Raw genomic sequence first — 17,015 nt, 5'->3', positions numbered from 1 at the left:
TTCAGTCTGGTAAGTGAGTCAGTGCGCCCAACGCAGTTGCGTGGGCAAAGGGGCTACAGGATCCGGCTCGGGCGCAGCGCCCGGGGCCGACAGAACACGGTTGAGCACTTCGCTTTCCAGCGCGGCCAGGCGGTGCGAACCACGCGCCCGAGGCCGTGCCAGGTCGACAGTGAGGTCGAGCCCGACTTCGCCGTCCTCGATCAGGATCACCCGGTCAGCCACGGCGACTGCCTCGCTGACATCGTGGGTAACCAGCAACACGGTGAAGCCGTGCTGACGCCACAGGCGTTCGATCAGTTGCTGCATCTCGATACGGGTCAATGCATCCAGCGCACCGAGCGGCTCGTCCAGCAGCAGCAGGCGCGGCTGGTGAATCAGCGCCCGGGCCAGGGCCACACGCTGCTTCTGGCCACCCGACAGAGCCGCCGGCCATTCATTGGCGCGATCGGCCAGGCCAACCGACTCCAACGCTTCCAGCGCACGCGGGCGCCAGTCGCCAGACAGGCCCAGGCCAACGTTGTCGATCACCTTCTTCCATGGCAGCAGGCGCGCGTCCTGGAACATCAGGCGGGTTTCTTCGCGGGCCTGCTCCAGCGGCGCCGCACCGGCCAGCAACTGGCCTGCAGTGGGCTGGTCGAGACCGGCCAGCAGGCGCAGCAAGGTGCTCTTGCCGCAGCCACTACGGCCGACGATGGCGACGAACTGGCCGGCAGGAATATGCAGCTCGATCCCCTTCAGCACTTCGCGCTGGCCAAAGGTCTTGCGCAGGCCGCTGGAAGCCAGCGGGATGCCACGCAGCAGGCGTGGCGGCTGTTCCTTGAGTACGGTCATGCGCCCTCCTTCTTCGCCACTTGATAGGCCGGGTGCCAGCGCAGCCACACACGCTCCAGGCCCCGGGCTGCGAGGTCGGCAAGCTTGCCGAGCACGGCATACAGGACGATGGCCAGCACTACCACGTCGGTCTGCAGGAACTCACGGGCGTTCATCGCCAGGTAACCGATGCCGGCATTGGCCGAAATGGTTTCGGCAACGATCAGGGTCAGCCACATGAAGCCCAGGGCAAAGCGCACGCCTACCAGGATCGAAGGCAATGCTCCGGGCAGGATCACCTGGCGGAACAGGCTGAAGCCGGACAAGCCATAGCTACGCGCCATTTCCACCAGCGCAAGGTCGACGTTGCGGATGCCGTGATAGGTGTTCAGGTAGATCGGGAACAGCGTGCCCAGCGCCACCAGGAAGATCTTTGCCGACTCGTCGATACCGAACCACAGGATCACCAGCGGGATCAGCGCCAGGTGCGGCACGTTGCGAATCATCTGCACCGAGCTGTCGAACAGGCGTTCGCTCCAGTTCGACAGGCCGGTGATGAAACCCAGCACCAGGCCGATGCTGCCACCGATGACGAAGCCCAGCCCGGCACGCCAGCCACTGATGGCCAGGTGGGTCCAGATCTCGCCGCTGCGCACCAGCTCGACGCCGGCGCTGACCACGGCGCTGGGCGCGGGCAGGATGCGCGTCGACAGCCAGCCGGCGCTGACCGCCAGTTGCCAGGCAGCCAGCAGCAGTACCGGCAGCGCCCATGGCGCCAGGCGCTGGCCAAGGTTGTTGGAAGTTGCACGACTCATGGCCTGGCCCTCAGCTCTGCGCAACGGACTTGGGCAGGATGTCGTTGGCCACCATTTCGCCAAACGGGCTCACATAGCCGCCGGCCTTGGCTTGCTCCGGGCGTTGCACATCCAGGTGCGGGAACAGCAACTCGGCCACCCGGTACGACTCTTCCAGGTGCGGGTAGCCGGAGAAGATGAAGGTATCGATGCCCAGCTCGGCGTATTCCTTGACGCGTGCCGCGACGGTCGGGCCATCCCCCACCAGCGCGGTACCGGCACCGCCACGCACCAGGCCGACCCCGGCCCACAGGTTGGGGCTGACCTCCAATTTGTCACGGTTGCCGTTGTGCAGGGCGGCCATGCGTTGCTGGCCGACCGAGTCGAAGCGCGCCAGCGAGGCCTGTGCACGAGCGATGGTGTCGTCGTCCAGGTGCGAGATGAGCTTGTCGGCAGCGGCCCAGGCTTCTTCGTTGGTTTCCCGCACGATCACGTGCAGGCGGATGCCGAAGCGCACTTCGCGGCCCTGAGCAGCGGCTTTCTCACGCACCTGGGCGATTTTTTCAGCGACCGCACTCGGCGGCTCGCCCCAGGTCAGGTACAGCTCGACCTGCTCGGCGGCCAGGTCCTGTGCGGCTTCGGAGGAACCACCGAAATACAGTGGCGGGCGTGGTTGCTGGATCGGCGGGTAGAGCAGCTTGGCGCCCTTCACCTGGATGTGCTTGCCGTCGTAGTCGACCACCTCGCCTTCCAGCACCTTGCGCCAGATACGGGTGAACTCTACAGAGGCTTCATAACGTTCCTGATGGTTCAGGTGCAGGCCGTCACCGGCCAACTCGTCCGGGTCGCCACCGGTCACCAGGTTGAACAGCGCGCGGCCATTGGACAGGCGATCAAGGGTTGCTGCCTGGCGTGCCGCCACGGTCGGCGAAATGATCCCGGGGCGCAGGGCGACCAGGAACTTCAGCCGCTGGGTCACCGGGATCAGCGATGCCGCGACCAGCCAGGAGTTCTCGCAGGAGCGCCCGGTAGGTATCAGCACGCCACCAAAGCCGAGCCGGTCGGCCGCCTGGGCGATCTGCTGCAGGTAGCCATGGTCGACTGCGCGGGCGCCATCGGAGGTGCCCAGGTACTTGCCGTCACCGTGGGTAGGAAGAAACCAGAAGATGTCAAGGCTCATTGGAGTTGTCTCCTCAAGGGGGGCTCAGCCAGGGCGGCGCCCCGGCGCAGGCGAATCAATCAAGGCGCACTGGCGACCTTGGCCGGGGGAGTCCAGATCACGTCCTTGATGCTCAGCGGCTTGGGAATCAGCTTCAGTGCCTGGAACGTGTCGGCGATCTTCTGTTGCGCGGCCACCACTTCCGGGGTGAGCGGCGCGGCACCGTAGCCTTGGCGCTTGACCGAAGTCAGGGTGATATCGGCGGGCAGGCCGAGCAGCGGCGCGACCTGGTCGGTCACTTCCTGCGGGTTGGCCTGGGACCATTCACCTACGGCACGCACTTCTTCGATCAGGGTGTTGATCACCGCCGGGTGCTGGGTCGCGTAGTTGCGAGTGGCCAGGTAGAACTGATGGTTGTCGACCAGGCCCTTGCCATCGCGCAGGGCATGAGCCTGAAGCTGTTTCTCGGCGGCAGCCTGGTACGGGTCCCAAATCACCCAGGCGTCCACGCTGCCGCGCTCGAAGGCGGCGCGGGCGTCGGCCGGGGGCAGGTACACCGGCTGGATGTCGCTGTATTTCAGGCCGGCGTCTTCCAGGGCGCGAACCAGCAGGTAGTGAACGTTGGAGCCTTTGTTGAGAGCGACTTTCTTGCCCTTGAGGTCTTTGACCGACTGGATCGGCGAGCCATTCGGCACCAGGATCGCCTCGCTGTGCGGTGCTGGCGGCTCGTAGGCGACGTACAGCAGGTCGGCACCGGCGGCCTGGGCGAACACCGGCGGGGTTTCACCGGTGACGCCAAAATCGATGGAGCCGACGTTCAGCCCCTCAAGCAGTTGCGGGCCGCCGGGGAACTCGGTCCATTGCACCTGCACGCCCTGCTCGGCCAGGCGCTTTTCCAGCGTGCCCTTGGCTTTGAGCAGCACCAGGGTGCCGTATTTCTGGTAACCGATACGCAGGCTCTCGGCCTGGGCTTGGGTGATGGCGCCGAAGGACACAGCCGCCGCAAACAGGGCGACCAGACCGCGACGCAAGAAGACTGTGCGCATGGCGCTCTCCTGTGCGAGTGGGTTCGGGTTGCACCTGCTTGCCTCGTTGTCGGGCGAGTAAGGTGGTGAAGCGGGTTGGGCCGGTCAGATGCTCCAGCGAGCGCTGATCAGGCGTTCGTTCAATACGCCGGGCGCCACGGGGCGCGGCCGGCGGGCTAGTGCAACGTGGAAGGTTTCCAGCGCGTCCTGCAGGCGTTCTTCCAGCGCCGCTACCAGCTGCGCGGGCCTGGAGCCTTCTGCGTAGGCGACCTGGCTGTCGTCGGCGAAGATCCCTTGCAGGGTCTCTTGCGCCTTGAGTGCCGACAGCACGGGTTTCAGTGCGTAATCCACCGCCAGCATGTGGGCGATGCTGCCGCCGGTGGCGATAGGCAACACGATCTTGTGTGCCAGGGCGCGTTCGGGCAGCAGGTCGAGCAAGGTTTTCAGGGCTCCGGCGAACGAGGCCTTGTACACCGGCGTGGCGACGATCAGGCCATCGGCCTGGGCGACCAGCTGCTGGAAGTGCTGCACCTGCGGGCTGTCGAAACGGGCGTGCAGCAGGTCTTCGGCGGGAAAGTCGCGCACCTGGAACGTCACTACCTCGACGCCACGGTCCTGCAGCCACTGGCGAGAACGCTCCAACAGCACGCCGGAGCGTGAACGGGTACTGGGGCTACCACCGATTGAGACGACCAGCATTGCAGCGCTTCCTTGTGTTCTGTTGGAGGTGACATTAACAGCCCCCGCATATATCTAGAAATCATATTTCTTCATTTATTTATTCCATTTTTGTTTTTATCTTCAAGGGCCTATTCGCGGGCACGCCCGCTCCCACAGGTTTTGTAGCAAAGCCAAGTCCTGCAATGTTCCTGTGGGAGCGGGCATGCCCGCGAAGAAGCCAACGCAGTTTCAGCAGGCATAAAAAAGGGCCGTCGAAACGGCCCGAATATCCCTGCTTTGGCTAAGAGCAATGCAACGAGGAATCCTTTAACGATTGGGCTGCGGGGTCAGCCGCAGATAGGGTTTGACCGCCCGGTAACCTTTGGGGAAACGCTGCTTGATCTCTTCCTCGTCCTTCAGCGAGGGCACGATTACCACGTCGTCACCGTCCTGCCAGTTACCTGGCGTGGCGACCTTGTGGTTGTCGGTCAGCTGCAGCGAGTCGATCACCCGCAAGATTTCGTTGAAGTTGCGCCCGGTACTGGCCGGGTAGGTAATGGTCAGGCGCACCTTCTTGTTCGGGTCGATGACAAACAGCGAGCGCACGGTCAGGGTGTCGCTGGCGTTCGGGTGGATCAGGTCGTACAGGTCGGACACCTTGCGGTCGGCGTCGGCAATGATCGGGAAGTTGACCACGGTGTTCTGGGTTTCGTTGATGTCATCGATCCAGCGGTGGTGCGAATCGACCGGGTCCACCGACAGGGCGATGGCCTTGACCCCACGTTTGGCGAAATCGTCCTTTAGCTTGGCGGTAAGGCCCAGCTCGGTGGTGCACACCGGGGTGAAGTCGGCTGGGTGAGAGAACAACACCCCCCAGCTGTTGCCCAGCCACTCGTGGAAGCGGATCTTGCCTTCGCTGGAATCCTGTTCGAAATCGGGGGCGATATCGCCGAGTTTTAGGCTCATGGGCTGCGGCTCCTGTGCTGGGTTCTGTACCGTGTGGGTTCAATGTGCCTGCATTCGATTAAAAATAAAAAGAATAAATACTGATTTGTTTATAACCAAAATACACATGAAATTGCAGACACAAAAAAGCCTCGCACTAGGCGAGGCTTCTTGTTCAGCTACGGCTTACAGGAAGTTGTAAGTGTAGTTCACGATGAAGCGAGTCTGGTCTTTGTCCCCGATGCTTTCGCCGCTACCACGGTAAACACCCTGACGCAGGCTGAAGCCCAGGCCTTTGAGAGTGCCTTGCTGCAGGGTGTAGTCGACGCGTGCGTCACGTTCCCATTCGTTGTAGCTGCCGTCGCCCGACTTGTTGCGGATGTCGTCACCACGCAGGTAGGCCACCGAAGCCTTCAGGCCTGGAACGCCCAGGGACGCGAAGTCATAGGAGTACTGACCGAAGGTGGTGTTCTCACCGGCACGAGCGAACTGGTTGATCATGCTGTCGGTGAACAGGTAGAAGCTCGAGCCGCCATTGCCTTCCAGCGACGAAGTGGAGCCGTCCTTGCGGACACTACCTTGGTTCAGCCAGACGAAACCACCATCGTCACCTACCTGCTGGTGACCGACCATCAGCGCATGGCCACCCAGGGTGTAGGTGAACATGGCGCTCCAGGTCTTGTTGTCGACCTCGCCTGTGTTCTTCGCGTAGCCACCGTTGTTGTCGAAGGCGTAACCGGTCTCGCCATTCTTGCCGTCGCTGCGGCTATCGAAGTAGCGCAGGTCGGTCTTGAACGACTGGTTGTCGGCGATCTTGAAGACGTGGGTAGCACCCAGGAAGTGCTGCTTGTAGAAGTCTTCCAGGTTCGAGTAGTAGTACTGCAGGGTCAGGTCGGGAGTGAGCTTGTAGTCACCACCGGCGAACTGGAACTTGTTGCTGTCGCGGAAGGCGCCAGAAACGGAAAGACCGGTACGGTTGCTCGAAGCACGACCCATGGCGTGGGTCAGTTGACCTGCGTTGAGGGTCAGGTTGTCGATTTCCTTCGACTGGAGGGTGCCACCCTCGAAGGTCTGCGGCAGCAGACGGCCGTCGTTGGAGACCAGGATCGGCAGCATAGGCGCCAGGGCGCTACCGTAGTGGACCTCGGTCTTGGAGAAGCGAGCCTTGGCGTTACCACCAATGCGTGCCCAGTCGTGAACTGCCGAACCATCGGAGTCGCTTGGGAAGAAGGTGTTGTTGGCATCTGGACGGCTACCACGGCCACCATCCAGGTGAATGCCCCACAAAGCCTGGACGTCGACACCAAAACCTACGGTGCCTTCGGTGAAACCAGACAGGTAGTCGAGCTTGAAGCCCTGACCGCTTTCTTTCTGGTCGATACCGCTTTCGCGGTTGTCATCGTTGAAGTACATGGTGCGCGAGCTGAGCGACAGCTTGCTGTCTTCAACGAAACCGGCAGCGCCTGCTTGTTGGGCGAGAACCCCCAGTGCCACGGCCAGGGCCAGGCTGGACTTGTACATGTTTTGCTCCTCTACGTTCTAATTCTTGTGTATCTCTGGTGGCGGGATCTGCTGCCCCGCTCACCGTGGATTGGCGATTTAGTCCCAAAGGGTGACCGTAAAGTCAATCGTTTCTAAACGTTTCGCGACTTTGGTCTAAGACGCCAGCTGCGCTACAGGATAATGACAATCCTATAAATCCAAAATGACCGTTTTATGAATTGATAAGATTTTTAAGGAATATGTTAGGAATTGTTACTGCTATTCGTTAGAAGCAGCCCACTCATCATAACCAATGGTTATTTGCAAACGTTTGCTCATAACCTAATTCCGTATCGTTCTATCGGGACAAAAAAGCCTAGCAGCACTCTCGGATTTCATCATTGAGCGAAATCACAGCGTTTCCCTGTTAACGCGTCTCAAACCATTGGCTCCTAAGCTAATGCAAAAAAGTTATTTATTTTACATTTCTTAGATCAATTAGCCTTCTCGTCATCCACCACACCGATTGCCTGACGAGAGGTTCACCATGATCCCGCACGCCCCGCTGCGCCTGTTCGCCGCCCTGACCCTCGCCAGCGCCAGCTGGTTGGCCCAGGCTGCTGACCTGACCGTGGCCTACCAGACCACCGTCGACCCGGCCAAGGTGGCGCAGGTCGATGGCGATTACGAAAAAGCCAGCAAGGCCAGCATCGACTGGCGCAAATTCGATAACGGCGCCGACGTGATCACCGCCGTAGCCAGCGGCGATGTGCAGATCGGCTACCTGGGCTCCAGCCCGCTGGCCGCCGCAGCCTCCCGCAAGCTGCCGGTCGAGACCTTCCTGATCGCCACGCAGATTGGCGCCGGTGAAGCACTGGTCGCCCGCGACAGCATCAAGACTCCGCAAGACCTGGTCGGCAAGAAAGTCGCCGTGCCTTTCGTCTCCACTGGCCACTACAGCCTGCTGGCCGCGCTGAAGAGCTGGAACATCGACCCGGCCAAGGTGCAGATCCTCAACCTGGCGCCACCGGCAATCATTGCCGCCTGGAAGCGCGGCGACATCGATGCCACCTACGTCTGGGACCCGGCCCTGGGTGTGGCCAAGGAAAACGGCAAGGTGCTGATCACCTCCGGCGAGCTGGCCGAGAAAGGCGCACCGACCTTCGACGCATGGATCGTGCGCAAGGACTTCGCCGCCAAGCACCCCGACGTGGTCAAGGCCTTCGCCAAGGTCACCCTCGACGCCTACGCCGACTACCGCAAGAACCCGCAAGCCTGGCTGGCGAACCCCGACAACGTGAGCAAGCTGGCCAAACTTTCGGGCGCCAAGCCTGCCGACATCCCGGTGCTGCTGCAGGGCAACGTGTACCCACTTGCCGTCGACCAGGCCAATGCACTGGGTGCATCGACCACCCAGGCGCTGACCGACACGGCCACCTTCCTCAAGCAGCAAGGCAAGGTCGACGCGGTGCTGCCGGACTACTCGCCCTACGTCAGCGCCAAGTACCTCCCCAACTAAGCCTGTAGAAACCGACCGGAGCCTGCCATGGCCTTGCTCGAACTGGAGCGCATCAGCGCACAGTACCCCGGTGCCGAAACCCCGGTACTGGCCGACATCAACCTGAGCCTGGGGCCGCGCCAACTGCTGGTGGCCCTGGGTCCTTCCGGCAGTGGCAAGACCTCGCTGCTCAACCTCATCGCAGGCTTCGTCGCCCCCAGCGGCGGGCGCATCACCCTGGACGGCGTGCCCGTCCAGGGCCCCGGCGCCGAGCGCGGCGTAGTGTTCCAGGACGATGCGCTGCTGCCCTGGCAGAACGTGCTGGGCAACGTCGCATTCGGCCTGGAACTGGCCGGCGTGCCACGCGCCGAGCGTGAGGCCAAGGCCCGCGAAATGCTGGCCCTGGTCGACCTCGACGGCTTTGGCGAACGGCGTATCTGGCAATTGTCCGGTGGCCAGAAGCAGCGTGTTGGCCTGGCCCGGGCGTTGGCAGCCGATCCACGAGTGTTGCTGATGGACGAACCGTTCGGCGCACTTGATGCCTTCACCCGCGAGCAGATGCAGGAGTTGTTGCTGCAGGTATGGCAACGCACCGCCAAGCCGGTGTTCCTGATTACCCACGACATCGAAGAAGCCGTGTTCCTCGCCAGTGAACTGGTACTGCTGGCGCCCAACCCGGGGCGCGTGGTGGAGCGCCTGCAACTGGACTTCGCCCAGCGCTACGCAGCGGGTGAATCGGCGCGGGCCATCAAGTCCGACCCGGCTTTTATCGAAACCCGCGAGCACGTACTTGCGCGGGTGTTCTCTCAACGCCAAAGCCTGCAGGAGCGCGCATGAGCAGCCTGGACCTGCCGGTCACCGGCAAGCGCAATACCCAACCCCGGCCAGCCACCAAGCTGCGCCGCCCCCTGCCCACCCGCTGGATCAGCACTCTGACCCTGGCCAGCCTGCTGTTGGCCTGGTGGCTGGTGACCGCGGTCGGCTGGATCGAGCCGCTATTCCTGCCCTCGCCCGCCGACATCCTGGCCAAGGCCGGGACCCTGCTGACCCAAGGCTATATGGATGCCAGCCTGTGGCAGCACCTGGGTGCCAGCCTGGGGCGCATCGGCGTGGCCCTCCTTGCCGCCACCCTCACCGCCATCCCGGTGGGTATCGCCATCGGCTACAACCGCGTGGCCCGCGGCATTCTCGACCCGCTGATCGAGTTCTACCGGCCGATCCCGCCGCTGGCCTACCTGCCGCTCATCGTCATCTGGTGCGGCATCGGCGAGCTGTCCAAGGTGCTGCTGATCTATCTGGCAATCTTCGCCCCCATCGCCATTGCCACCGCTACCGGCGTGCGCACTGTCGACCCGGCCAAACTGCGTGCAGCGCAGTCACTGGGCGCGACCAAGGCCCAGCTGATCCGCCACGTGATCCTGCCCAGCGCCCTGCCCGACATCCTCACCGGCATCCGCATTGGCCTGGGGGTTGGCTGGTCGACCCTGGTGGCCGCCGAGCTGATCGCCGCCACCAGCGGCCTGGGCTTCATGGTGCAGTCGGCGGCGCAGTTCCTGGTTACCGATGTGGTGGTGCTGGGGATTTTGCTGATCGCCCTGATCGCCTTCGCACTGGAAATGAGCCTGCGTGCCCTGCAACGCAAACTGGTGCCTTGGCACGGGCAGAACCACTGAATCCTGTTGACCACGCCAGCAGCCTGGCGCCTGATTGAAGAGACCGACATGAGCCTGACCATCACCCCCCTCAGCCCGGCGCTCGGCGCCCAGATCAGCGGCGTGGACATCAGCCGCGATATCACCGTCGAAGAACGAGACGCCATCGAGCAGGCACTGCTGCAGCACCAGGTGCTGTTCTTCCGCGACCAGCCGATCAACCCGCAGCAGCAGGCGCGGTTTGCCGCCCGCTTCGGCGACCTGCACATCCACCCTATCTACCCCAACGTGCCGGAAACCCCGCAGGTGCTTATCCTCGACACGGCGGTGACCGATGTGCGCGACAACGCCGTGTGGCACACCGATGTGACCTTCCTGCCGACCCCGGCCCTGGGCGCGGTACTCAGCGCCAAGCAGTTGCCGGCCTACGGCGGCGACACCCTTTGGGCCAGCGGCATCGCTGCCTTCGAAGCCTTGTCGGCGCCGCTGCGCGAGATGCTCGACGGGCTGACAGCCACCCATGACTTCACCAAGTCGTTCCCGCTGGAGCGCTTTGGTACCACGCCGGAAGACCTGGCGCGCTGGGAAGCAACCCGGCGGAACAACCCGCCGCTGTCGCACCCGGTGGTGCGCACGCATCCGGTGAGCGGGCGCAAGGCGCTGTTCGTCAATGAGGGGTTCACCACGCGCATCAATGAGCTGGGCGAACTGGAAAGCGAGGCACTGTTGAAACTGCTGTTCGCCCATGCGACGCGGCCGGAGTTCAGCATTCGCTGGCGGTGGCAGGAGAATGACGTGGCGTTCTGGGACAACCGCGTGACCCAGCATTTTGCGGTGGATGACTACCGGCCGAACCGGCGGGTGATGCATCGGGCGACCATCCTCGGGGATGCGCCCTTCTGATAGAGATGCATCAGCAGTGCCGGCCTCTTCGCGGGTAAACCCGCTCCCACAGGTACCGCACCGGTATTGAAGCCAGTGTTATACCTGTGGGAGCGGGTTTACCCGCGAAGAGGCCGGTACAGGTTATTACCTGACCAGATGCAGAAACTGCATGTGCCTTTCGTACTGGTCGAGGATGTCGTTGATGATCTGCTCCTTGCTGTAGCCCACCAGGTCATAGTTCTGGCTGCCTTCGCTCAGGTGCACCTCCGCCCGGTAGTAACGGCGGTTCTTCAACTCCTGGGTACCCAGCCCAGCCAGGGCGAACGATGGCGTGAAATAGCCACGCATCTGCACCTGGTAAATGAACGGCTGCTCCTCGCCATGGCCAATCTTCAGGCTGACGTTGTCGTGGCTCGGGTCGTCCTGGGTAATCAGCACCAGGCCCTTCTGCTCGAACACTTCACGCACATCGGCAATTGCCGGGCGCACCACGTCGTCCATGAAGCGGTACACCTCATCACGCGACGGGAAGTGCACCGCCTGGCTCAGGCGCTGGCGCCAGCCGCCACGGCCGCGGCGTGACTGGGCGAACGGGGCCAGCGAATGCATCTGCGCGATCTGCCGTTGCGACTCCAGGTAGAACGCCTTGTGCAGCCCCCACATCATGCACAGCAGGATCAGCGAGAACGGCAATGAGGTCAGCACCACCGCCGACTTCAGCGAGTCGATGCTTCCGGCGAACAGCAGCGCGCTGGTGATCAGCGCGGTCATCGCCCCCCAGAAGATACGCAGCCAGTTCGGCCCATCCTCGTCCGCATCACCGCCCTTGGCCGACAAGGTCGACAGCACCACGGTGCCCGAATCGGCCGAGGTGACGAAGAACACAAAGCTGATGAACACCGTCACGGCGATCACCGTCTTGCTCCAGGGGTAGGTCTCCAGCAGCAGGTACAGGCTCATCGACGGGTTATCCAGCGCCGACTGGCCCAACGCTGTCATGCCGTGGTTGATGACTTGGTCCAGGGCACTGTTGCCGAAGATCGACATCCACGCCAAGGTGAAGCCCAGCGGAATCAATAGCACGCCAAAGACGAACTCGCGAATGGTGCGGCCACGGGAGATGCGGGCGATGAACAGGCCCACGAACGGCGCCCAGGCAATCCACCAGGCCCAGTAGAACACCGTCCAACCGCCCAGCCAGTCGCGGTTCTCGCCGTAGGCATAAACGTCGAAGCTCTTGCGCGGCAAGGCACCCAGGTAATCGCCGAGGTTCTGGATCAGCGTGTTGAACAGGTGCTGGGTAGGCCCGGCGAACAATACGAACAGCAGCAGCGCGCAGGCCAGGAACAGGTTGATGTCGCTCATCACCCGCACCCCCTTCTCCACCCCGGCCACGGCCACGGCCACCGCCGCGCCCATCATCAGGGTGATGAGCAGTACCTGCACCCACTGGCTGTGATCGATGCCGAACAGGTAGTCGAGGCCGGCGTTCAGGTGCAGCACGCCAAAACCCATATCGGCACCCAGGCCGAACACCGTTGCGATGATGCCGAAGCCGTCCACTGCATAACCGATCGGCCCGTTGATGCGCTTGCCGATCAGCGGGTACAACGCCGATCGCAAGGCCAGCGGCAGGTTGTGCCGATAGGCGAAGTAGGCCAGGGCCATGCCGACGAAGGCGAACACCCCCCAGCCATGCAGGCCCCAGTGCAGAAACAGGATCTGCATCGCCTGACGCCCGGCCTCGGCCGTGCCCGCTTCGCCCTGGGGCGGCTGCAGCATGTGGGTCAGGGGTTCGGACACGCAGAAGAAGAACAAGGTGATGCTGATGCCGGCGGCGAACAGCATGCCGGCCCACGACAGGTAGCTGAACTCGGGTTCGTCGTGGTCGGCACCGAGCTTGATCTTGCCGTAGCCGGACAAGGCGGTGACCACCACGAAGACCAGATACAGCGTCATCGCCAGCATGTAGTACCAGCCGACCGTGTTGGCCGCCCAGTTCTGCGCCGCCAGCAACCAGTCGCCTGCTGCTTGCGGATAGGAAATGACCACGAGGCCGAAGATGAGGATGAAACTTGCCGCGAAATAGAACACCGGGGGGTTCATGCGGATCTTGCCATTGGCAAGGGAAGGGGTCGGTGCACTCATTGGGGGCGCACCTCGTCGAATGACGTAAGGCTCGGAATGAACGGGTTCAGCAAAGGAATCCTCCTGTTGAACACCGGCAGCGGACCAGCGTTTTTTCATTGAACAAGCGTTCAAGTTAAACATGGATCGGATTTCAATGCGAATTGGGGCGCTGATTGGTGCCCTCATGTTCCGGCCCTTTCGCGGGTAAACCCGCTCCTACAGGTACTGCACAAGATGCAGAATCTGTGGGAACGGGTTTACCCGCGAAGTGGCCGGTACAGGCCAATGAAATGCCAGATCAGTTCTTGTCCTGGCAATCCAGCTGCAGGTTGGCCTGGGTAATGTTGCTTTCGGCCGGCACACTGCGGGTCAGCCACACATTACCGCCAATGGTCGAGCCTTTGCCGATGGTGATCCGCCCCAGCACCGTGGCCCCCGCATAGATCACCACATCGTCCTCGACGATCGGGTGGCGTGGCAGGCCCTTGTGCAGGGTGCCCGATTCATCGCTGGGGAAGCGCTTGGCGCCCAGGGTCACCGCCTGGTAGATGCGCACACGCTCGCCGATGATCGCGGTTTCGCCGATCACCACGCCGGTACCGTGGTCGATGAAGAAGCTCGGGCCGATCTGCGCCCCGGGGTGAATATCGATCCCAGTGGCCGAATGCGCCAGCTCCGAGCTGATCCGCGCCAGCAGCGGCAGGCCGGCCTGGTACAGATGGTGCGCCAGGCGATGGTGGATGATCGCCAGGATGCCCGGGTAGCACAGCAGCACTTCATCGACACTGCGCGCAGCCGGGTCGCCGTGATAGGCGGCCAGCACGTCTGTGTCCAGCAGCACGCGCAGCCCCGGCAGGGCGGCGGCGAATCCCTGCACCAGGCTCAGCGCATGGGCATCGACGCCGGCCAGTTCGCCCTTGCGTTGTCGTGCGGCGTAGCGCAGCTCCAGGCGGGCCTGGGCCAGCAAGGCGGTCAGGGCGGCATCCAGCGTATGGCCGACGTAGAAGTCTTCGCTTTCTTCGCGCAGGTCGACCGGGCCAAGGCGCATGGGGAACAGTGCGCCGCACAGTTGCTCCAGGATGTGCCGCATCGCTTCGCGCGAAGGCAGCTCACGCCCGCCCTGCTCGCCGCTGCTGCGGCCATTGCGGGTGCGCCATTGTTCACGGGCGCCGCGCAGGCCGGTGACGATGCTCTGCAACTGCCAGTGCCCGGATGAAGGTTGTTCGCTCACGGTTTTCTCCTGCCTGAAGAGGCCAACTATTTTTATCGCCAGGCCAGGCCTCTTCGCGGGTAAACCCGCTCCTACAGGGACTGCACAGGTTTCGATGCCTGTGCGGTCTCTGTAGGAGCGGGTTTACCCGCGAAGAGGCCGGACCTGCCTACATGCAATTCACTCTACGGCAAATCCATCCCTTGGAAAAAACAACGCTTTATTCCATCCTGCGCTAAGTCAGGCATAAGCCGCGATGACGGAGCAGGCAACCTCGCCTACCCTCAATGCAGCCAGCACCTGGCAAAAACCAAAAGGAAATAACAAAATAATTTTTTAGTATTTCCTGGCCTAAGCAGCCGACCCTATAGTCGCCACCCACTACTTACACAACAAGCGCGGGGCTCTGAAATGTCGAAATTCGCCAAACCGCTACTCAACGCCAGCCTGGCACTCCTGCTGGGTGCCGGCCTGCTCAGTCAGGCCTTCGCTGGCGAGCAGCTGAAGACCATCCAGGAAAAAGGCGTGATCAACGTCGGCCTCGAAGGCACCTACCCACCGTTCAGCTTCCAGGACGAAAACGGCAAGCTGACCGGCTTCGAAGTGGAACTGTCCGAGCTGCTGGCCAAGGAGCTGGGGGTAAATGCCAAGGTGCAGCCGACCAAGTGGGACGGCATCCTCGCCGCACTGGAATCCAAGCGCCTGGACGTGGTGATCAACCAGGTGACCATTTCCGAAGAGCGCAAGAAGAAGTATGACTTCTCCGAGCCTTACACCATCTCCGGCATCCAGGCGCTGATCCTGAAGAAGAAGGCCGAGCAGCTGAACATCCACAAGGCCGCAGACCTGGCAGGCAAGAAGGTCGGTGTAGGCCTGGGCACCAACTACGAGCAATGGGTCAAGAAGGACGTGCCACAAGCCGATGTGCGCACCTATGAAGACGACCCGAGCAAGTTCGCCGACCTGCGCAACGGCCGTATCGACGCCATCCTGATCGACCGCCTGGCCGCGCTGGAATACGCGCAAAAAGCCAAGGACACCGAACTGGCCGGCGATGCCTTCTCGCGCCTGGAAAGCGGCGTGGCCCTGCGCAAGGGCGAGCCGGAACTGCTGGCAGCGATCAACAAGGCGCTGGACAAGCTCAAGGCTGACGGCACGCTGGCCAAGCTGTCCGAGAAATACTTCGGTGCCGATGTCACCAAATGATCGCTGAAAGCCTGCAACTCGTTGTCGACTCCGCGCCCTTCCTGCTGAAGGGCGCGGGCTATACAGTGCTGCTCAGTGTTGGCGGCATGTTCTTCGGCCTGGTGCTGGGCTTTGCCCTGGCACTGATGCGGTTGTCGAAGATATTGCCCCTGAACTGGCTGGCGCGGGTCTACGTGTCGTTCTTCCGCGGCACGCCGCTGCTGGTGCAGCTGTTCGTCATCTACTTCGGCATGCCGCAGATCGGCATCGAACTCGACCCGATCCCGGCTTCGCTGATCGGCCTGTCGCTGAACATGGCCGCCTACATCTGCGAAATCCTGCGCGCGGCGATTTCCTCGATCGACCATGGCCAGTGGGAAGCCGCCGCCAGTATCGGCATGACCCGCGTCCAGGCCATGCGCCGGGCGATCCTGCCCCAGGCCTTGCGCACCGCACTGCCGCCGTTGGGCAACAGCTTCATCTCGCTGGTCAAGGACACTGCCCTGGCGGCAACCATCCAGGTGCCCGAGCTGTTCCGCCAGGCCCAGCTGATCACCGCACGCACCTTCGAAGTGTTCACTATGTACGTGGCGGTAGCGGTCATCTACTGGGTGTTGTGCAGCATCCTCGCGCACTTCCAGAACCGCATGGAAGCGCGAGTCAACCAGCATGACCAGGAGCATTGAGCATGATTGAAGTCAAAGGCCTGACCAAGCGGTTCAAAGGCCAGACCGTGCTCAACGGTATCGACCTGACCGTACAACCCGGCGAAGTGGTGGCCATCATCGGCCCCAGCGGCTCGGGCAAGACAACCTTCCTGCGTTGCCTGAACCTGCTGGAAACACCCGATGCCGGGCAGATTCAGATCGGCGATATCAGCATCGACGCCAACCGCCCGCTGGGTGGGCAGCAAAGTGCGATTCGCCGCTTGCGCCAGCAGGCCGGGTTCGTGTTCCAGAACTTCAACCTGTTCCCTCATCGCACCGCCCTGGAAAACGTGATCGAGGGGCCGGTGATCGTCAAGAAGACACCCCGCGAGCAGGCGATCGAACTGGGCCGGCGCCTGCTGGCCAAGGTCGGCCTGGCCGGCAAGGAAGACGCCTACCCGCGGCGCCTGTCCGGTGGCCAGCAACAACGGGTGGCCATCGCCCGCGCCTTGGCAATGGAGCCGGAGGTGATCCTGTTCGACGAGCCGACCTCGGCGCTGGACCCCGAACTGGTGGGTGAAGTGCTGGCGACCATCCGCGGCCTGGCCGAGGAGAAGCGCACAATGATCATCGTTACCCACGAGATGAGCTTTGCCCGGGATGTGGCGAACCGGGTGATCTTCTTCGACAAGGGCGTGATCGTGGAACAGGGCGAGGCCAAGGCGCTGTTTGCGGCGCCGAAGGAAGAGCGTACCCGGCAGTTCTTGCGCAAGTTCCTGGGGACTGCTGCCTCCGAGTAAACCTGCACTGGCCCTATCGCCGGCAAGCCAGCTTGTATGGTTAGACTTGAAGGGAGGAGGAGGGACAAAGCCAGCTTCTGACTGTTAGCGCAGTACAGACCGTGGGAGATCTCGCCCCTCCTCCCTTTTCACC

16 protein-coding genes are annotated in these 17,015 nt (G+C 62.5%); 7 read left to right on the top strand and 9 right to left on the bottom strand.

The window, feature by feature from the left end; translation table 11 throughout:
- Nucleotides 1-18 precede the first annotated feature (18 nt).
- The 7 genes from ssuB to KDB76_RS01365 all read right to left on the bottom strand — a co-directional run bounded on the left by ssuB (nucleotide 19) and on the right by KDB76_RS01365 (nucleotide 6,914).
- Nucleotides 19-831: an aliphatic sulfonates ABC transporter ATP-binding protein gene (ssuB, locus tag KDB76_RS01395; RefSeq protein WP_013970450.1), complete on the bottom strand. Its 813-nt coding sequence runs from the start codon at nucleotides 829-831 to the stop codon at nucleotides 19-21.
- Nucleotides 828-1,625 carry an aliphatic sulfonate ABC transporter permease SsuC gene (gene ssuC / locus KDB76_RS01390; protein WP_013970449.1) on the bottom strand — a complete coding sequence of 266 codons (798 nt, stop codon included), beginning with the start codon at nucleotides 1,623-1,625 and terminating at the stop codon, nucleotides 828-830. Before ssuC ends, ssuB begins: the two co-directional genes overlap by 4 nt.
- Before the next feature lie 10 nt (nucleotides 1,626-1,635).
- Nucleotides 1,636-2,784: an FMNH2-dependent alkanesulfonate monooxygenase gene (gene ssuD / locus KDB76_RS01385; protein WP_038408541.1), complete on the bottom strand. Its 1,149-nt coding sequence runs from the start codon at nucleotides 2,782-2,784 to the stop codon at nucleotides 1,636-1,638.
- A 59-nt stretch (nucleotides 2,785-2,843) separates the two neighbouring features.
- Entirely contained in the window at nucleotides 2,844-3,809 is a 966-nt protein-coding gene (locus KDB76_RS01380; protein ID WP_023660886.1) for a sulfonate ABC transporter substrate-binding protein, read from the bottom strand.
- An 84-nt stretch (nucleotides 3,810-3,893) separates the two neighbouring features.
- Nucleotides 3,894-4,487, bottom strand: a complete 594-nt coding sequence (gene ssuE, locus KDB76_RS01375; protein ID WP_024087992.1) for an NADPH-dependent FMN reductase — start codon at nucleotides 4,485-4,487, stop codon at nucleotides 3,894-3,896.
- A gap of 288 nt (nucleotides 4,488-4,775) precedes the next feature.
- Nucleotides 4,776-5,414, bottom strand: a complete 639-nt coding sequence (locus KDB76_RS01370; protein ID WP_013970445.1) for a peroxiredoxin — start codon at nucleotides 5,412-5,414, stop codon at nucleotides 4,776-4,778.
- 165 nt (nucleotides 5,415-5,579) lie between these two features.
- A complete protein-coding gene (locus tag KDB76_RS01365; protein WP_013970444.1) occupies nucleotides 5,580-6,914 on the bottom strand; it encodes an OprD family porin in 1,335 nt (444 codons plus the stop codon).
- Between the two features lie 508 nt (nucleotides 6,915-7,422).
- Here KDB76_RS01365 and tauA point away from each other — a divergent pair.
- From tauA to tauD, 4 genes are read left to right on the top strand one after another with little or no spacing between them, the layout of a single operon-like run.
- Nucleotides 7,423-8,394: a taurine ABC transporter substrate-binding protein gene (tauA, locus tag KDB76_RS01360; protein WP_013970443.1), complete on the top strand. Its 972-nt coding sequence runs from the start codon at nucleotides 7,423-7,425 to the stop codon at nucleotides 8,392-8,394.
- Nucleotides 8,395-8,421: 27 nt separating this feature from the next.
- Nucleotides 8,422-9,210, top strand: a complete 789-nt coding sequence (tauB, locus tag KDB76_RS01355; protein ID WP_013970442.1) for a taurine ABC transporter ATP-binding subunit — start codon at nucleotides 8,422-8,424, stop codon at nucleotides 9,208-9,210.
- Nucleotides 9,207-10,046, top strand: a complete 840-nt coding sequence (gene tauC, locus KDB76_RS01350) for a taurine ABC transporter permease TauC (RefSeq protein WP_013970441.1) — start codon at nucleotides 9,207-9,209, stop codon at nucleotides 10,044-10,046. The genes tauB and tauC overlap by 4 nt, the downstream gene beginning before the upstream one ends.
- A gap of 48 nt (nucleotides 10,047-10,094) precedes the next feature.
- Nucleotides 10,095-10,928: a taurine dioxygenase gene (tauD, locus tag KDB76_RS01345; protein ID WP_015268590.1), complete on the top strand. Its 834-nt coding sequence runs from the start codon at nucleotides 10,095-10,097 to the stop codon at nucleotides 10,926-10,928.
- Between the two features lie 126 nt (nucleotides 10,929-11,054).
- Here the strand turns inward: tauD and betT are convergent, their stop codons facing one another.
- A complete protein-coding gene (gene betT, locus KDB76_RS01340; protein ID WP_164842874.1) occupies nucleotides 11,055-13,016 on the bottom strand; it encodes a choline transporter BetT in 1,962 nt (653 codons plus the stop codon).
- Nucleotides 13,017-13,338: 322 nt separating this feature from the next.
- A complete protein-coding gene (epsC, locus tag KDB76_RS01335) occupies nucleotides 13,339-14,271 on the bottom strand; it encodes a serine O-acetyltransferase EpsC (protein ID WP_013970438.1) in 933 nt (310 codons plus the stop codon).
- A gap of 390 nt (nucleotides 14,272-14,661) precedes the next feature.
- On the opposite strand from epsC, the gene tcyJ reads away from it, so the two are divergent.
- The 3 genes from tcyJ to tcyN are packed head-to-tail and all read left to right on the top strand — an operon-like array spanning nucleotide 14,662 to nucleotide 16,882.
- The gene (gene tcyJ, locus KDB76_RS01330; protein WP_013970437.1) at nucleotides 14,662-15,456 is read left to right on the top strand and encodes a cystine ABC transporter substrate-binding protein; all 795 of its coding nucleotides are present in this window, start codon (nucleotides 14,662-14,664) and stop codon (nucleotides 15,454-15,456) included.
- Nucleotides 15,453-16,121 (top strand): cystine ABC transporter permease, encoded by a 669-nt coding sequence (gene tcyL / locus KDB76_RS01325; protein WP_013970436.1) that lies wholly within the window; start codon nucleotides 15,453-15,455, stop codon nucleotides 16,119-16,121. Before tcyJ ends, tcyL begins: the two co-directional genes overlap by 4 nt.
- A gap of 2 nt (nucleotides 16,122-16,123) precedes the next feature.
- The gene (gene tcyN / locus KDB76_RS01320; RefSeq protein WP_013970435.1) at nucleotides 16,124-16,882 is read left to right on the top strand and encodes an L-cystine ABC transporter ATP-binding protein TcyN; all 759 of its coding nucleotides are present in this window, start codon (nucleotides 16,124-16,126) and stop codon (nucleotides 16,880-16,882) included.
- Nucleotides 16,883-17,015: the final 133 nt, after the last annotated feature.

The sequence above is a fragment of the Pseudomonas sp. JS425 genome, assembly GCF_018223845.1.
GTDB classification, from domain to species: domain Bacteria; phylum Pseudomonadota; class Gammaproteobacteria; order Pseudomonadales; family Pseudomonadaceae; genus Aquipseudomonas; species Aquipseudomonas asiatica.
This window is presented reverse-complemented; position numbering and strand designations above follow the sequence as displayed.

Excerpts from the sequence above, each read along its gene's own strand:
- tauA (WP_013970443.1), top strand. The coding sequence starts at position 7,423 with ATGATCCCGCACGCCCCGCTGCGCCTGTTCGCCGCCCTGACCCTCGCC.
- tcyN (WP_013970435.1), top strand. The coding sequence starts at position 16,124 with ATGATTGAAGTCAAAGGCCTGACCAAGCGGTTCAAAGGCCAGACCGTG.
- tcyL (WP_013970436.1), top strand. The coding sequence starts at position 15,453 with ATGATCGCTGAAAGCCTGCAACTCGTTGTCGACTCCGCGCCCTTCCTG.
- tauC (WP_013970441.1), top strand. The coding sequence starts at position 9,207 with ATGAGCAGCCTGGACCTGCCGGTCACCGGCAAGCGCAATACCCAACCC.
- KDB76_RS01370 (WP_013970445.1), bottom strand. The coding sequence starts at position 5,414 with ATGAGCCTAAAACTCGGCGATATCGCCCCCGATTTCGAACAGGATTCC.
- ssuB (WP_013970450.1), bottom strand. The coding sequence starts at position 831 with ATGACCGTACTCAAGGAACAGCCGCCACGCCTGCTGCGTGGCATCCCG.
- ssuC (WP_013970449.1), bottom strand. The coding sequence starts at position 1,625 with ATGAGTCGTGCAACTTCCAACAACCTTGGCCAGCGCCTGGCGCCATGG.
- tauD (WP_015268590.1), top strand. The coding sequence starts at position 10,095 with ATGAGCCTGACCATCACCCCCCTCAGCCCGGCGCTCGGCGCCCAGATC.
- KDB76_RS01380 (WP_023660886.1), bottom strand. The coding sequence starts at position 3,809 with ATGCGCACAGTCTTCTTGCGTCGCGGTCTGGTCGCCCTGTTTGCGGCG.
- ssuD (WP_038408541.1), bottom strand. The coding sequence starts at position 2,784 with ATGAGCCTTGACATCTTCTGGTTTCTTCCTACCCACGGTGACGGCAAG.
- ssuE (WP_024087992.1), bottom strand. The coding sequence starts at position 4,487 with ATGCTGGTCGTCTCAATCGGTGGTAGCCCCAGTACCCGTTCACGCTCC.
- tauB (WP_013970442.1), top strand. The coding sequence starts at position 8,422 with ATGGCCTTGCTCGAACTGGAGCGCATCAGCGCACAGTACCCCGGTGCC.
- betT (WP_164842874.1), bottom strand. The coding sequence starts at position 13,016 with ATGAACCCCCCGGTGTTCTATTTCGCGGCAAGTTTCATCCTCATCTTC.
- KDB76_RS01365 (WP_013970444.1), bottom strand. The coding sequence starts at position 6,914 with ATGTACAAGTCCAGCCTGGCCCTGGCCGTGGCACTGGGGGTTCTCGCC.
- tcyJ (WP_013970437.1), top strand. The coding sequence starts at position 14,662 with ATGTCGAAATTCGCCAAACCGCTACTCAACGCCAGCCTGGCACTCCTG.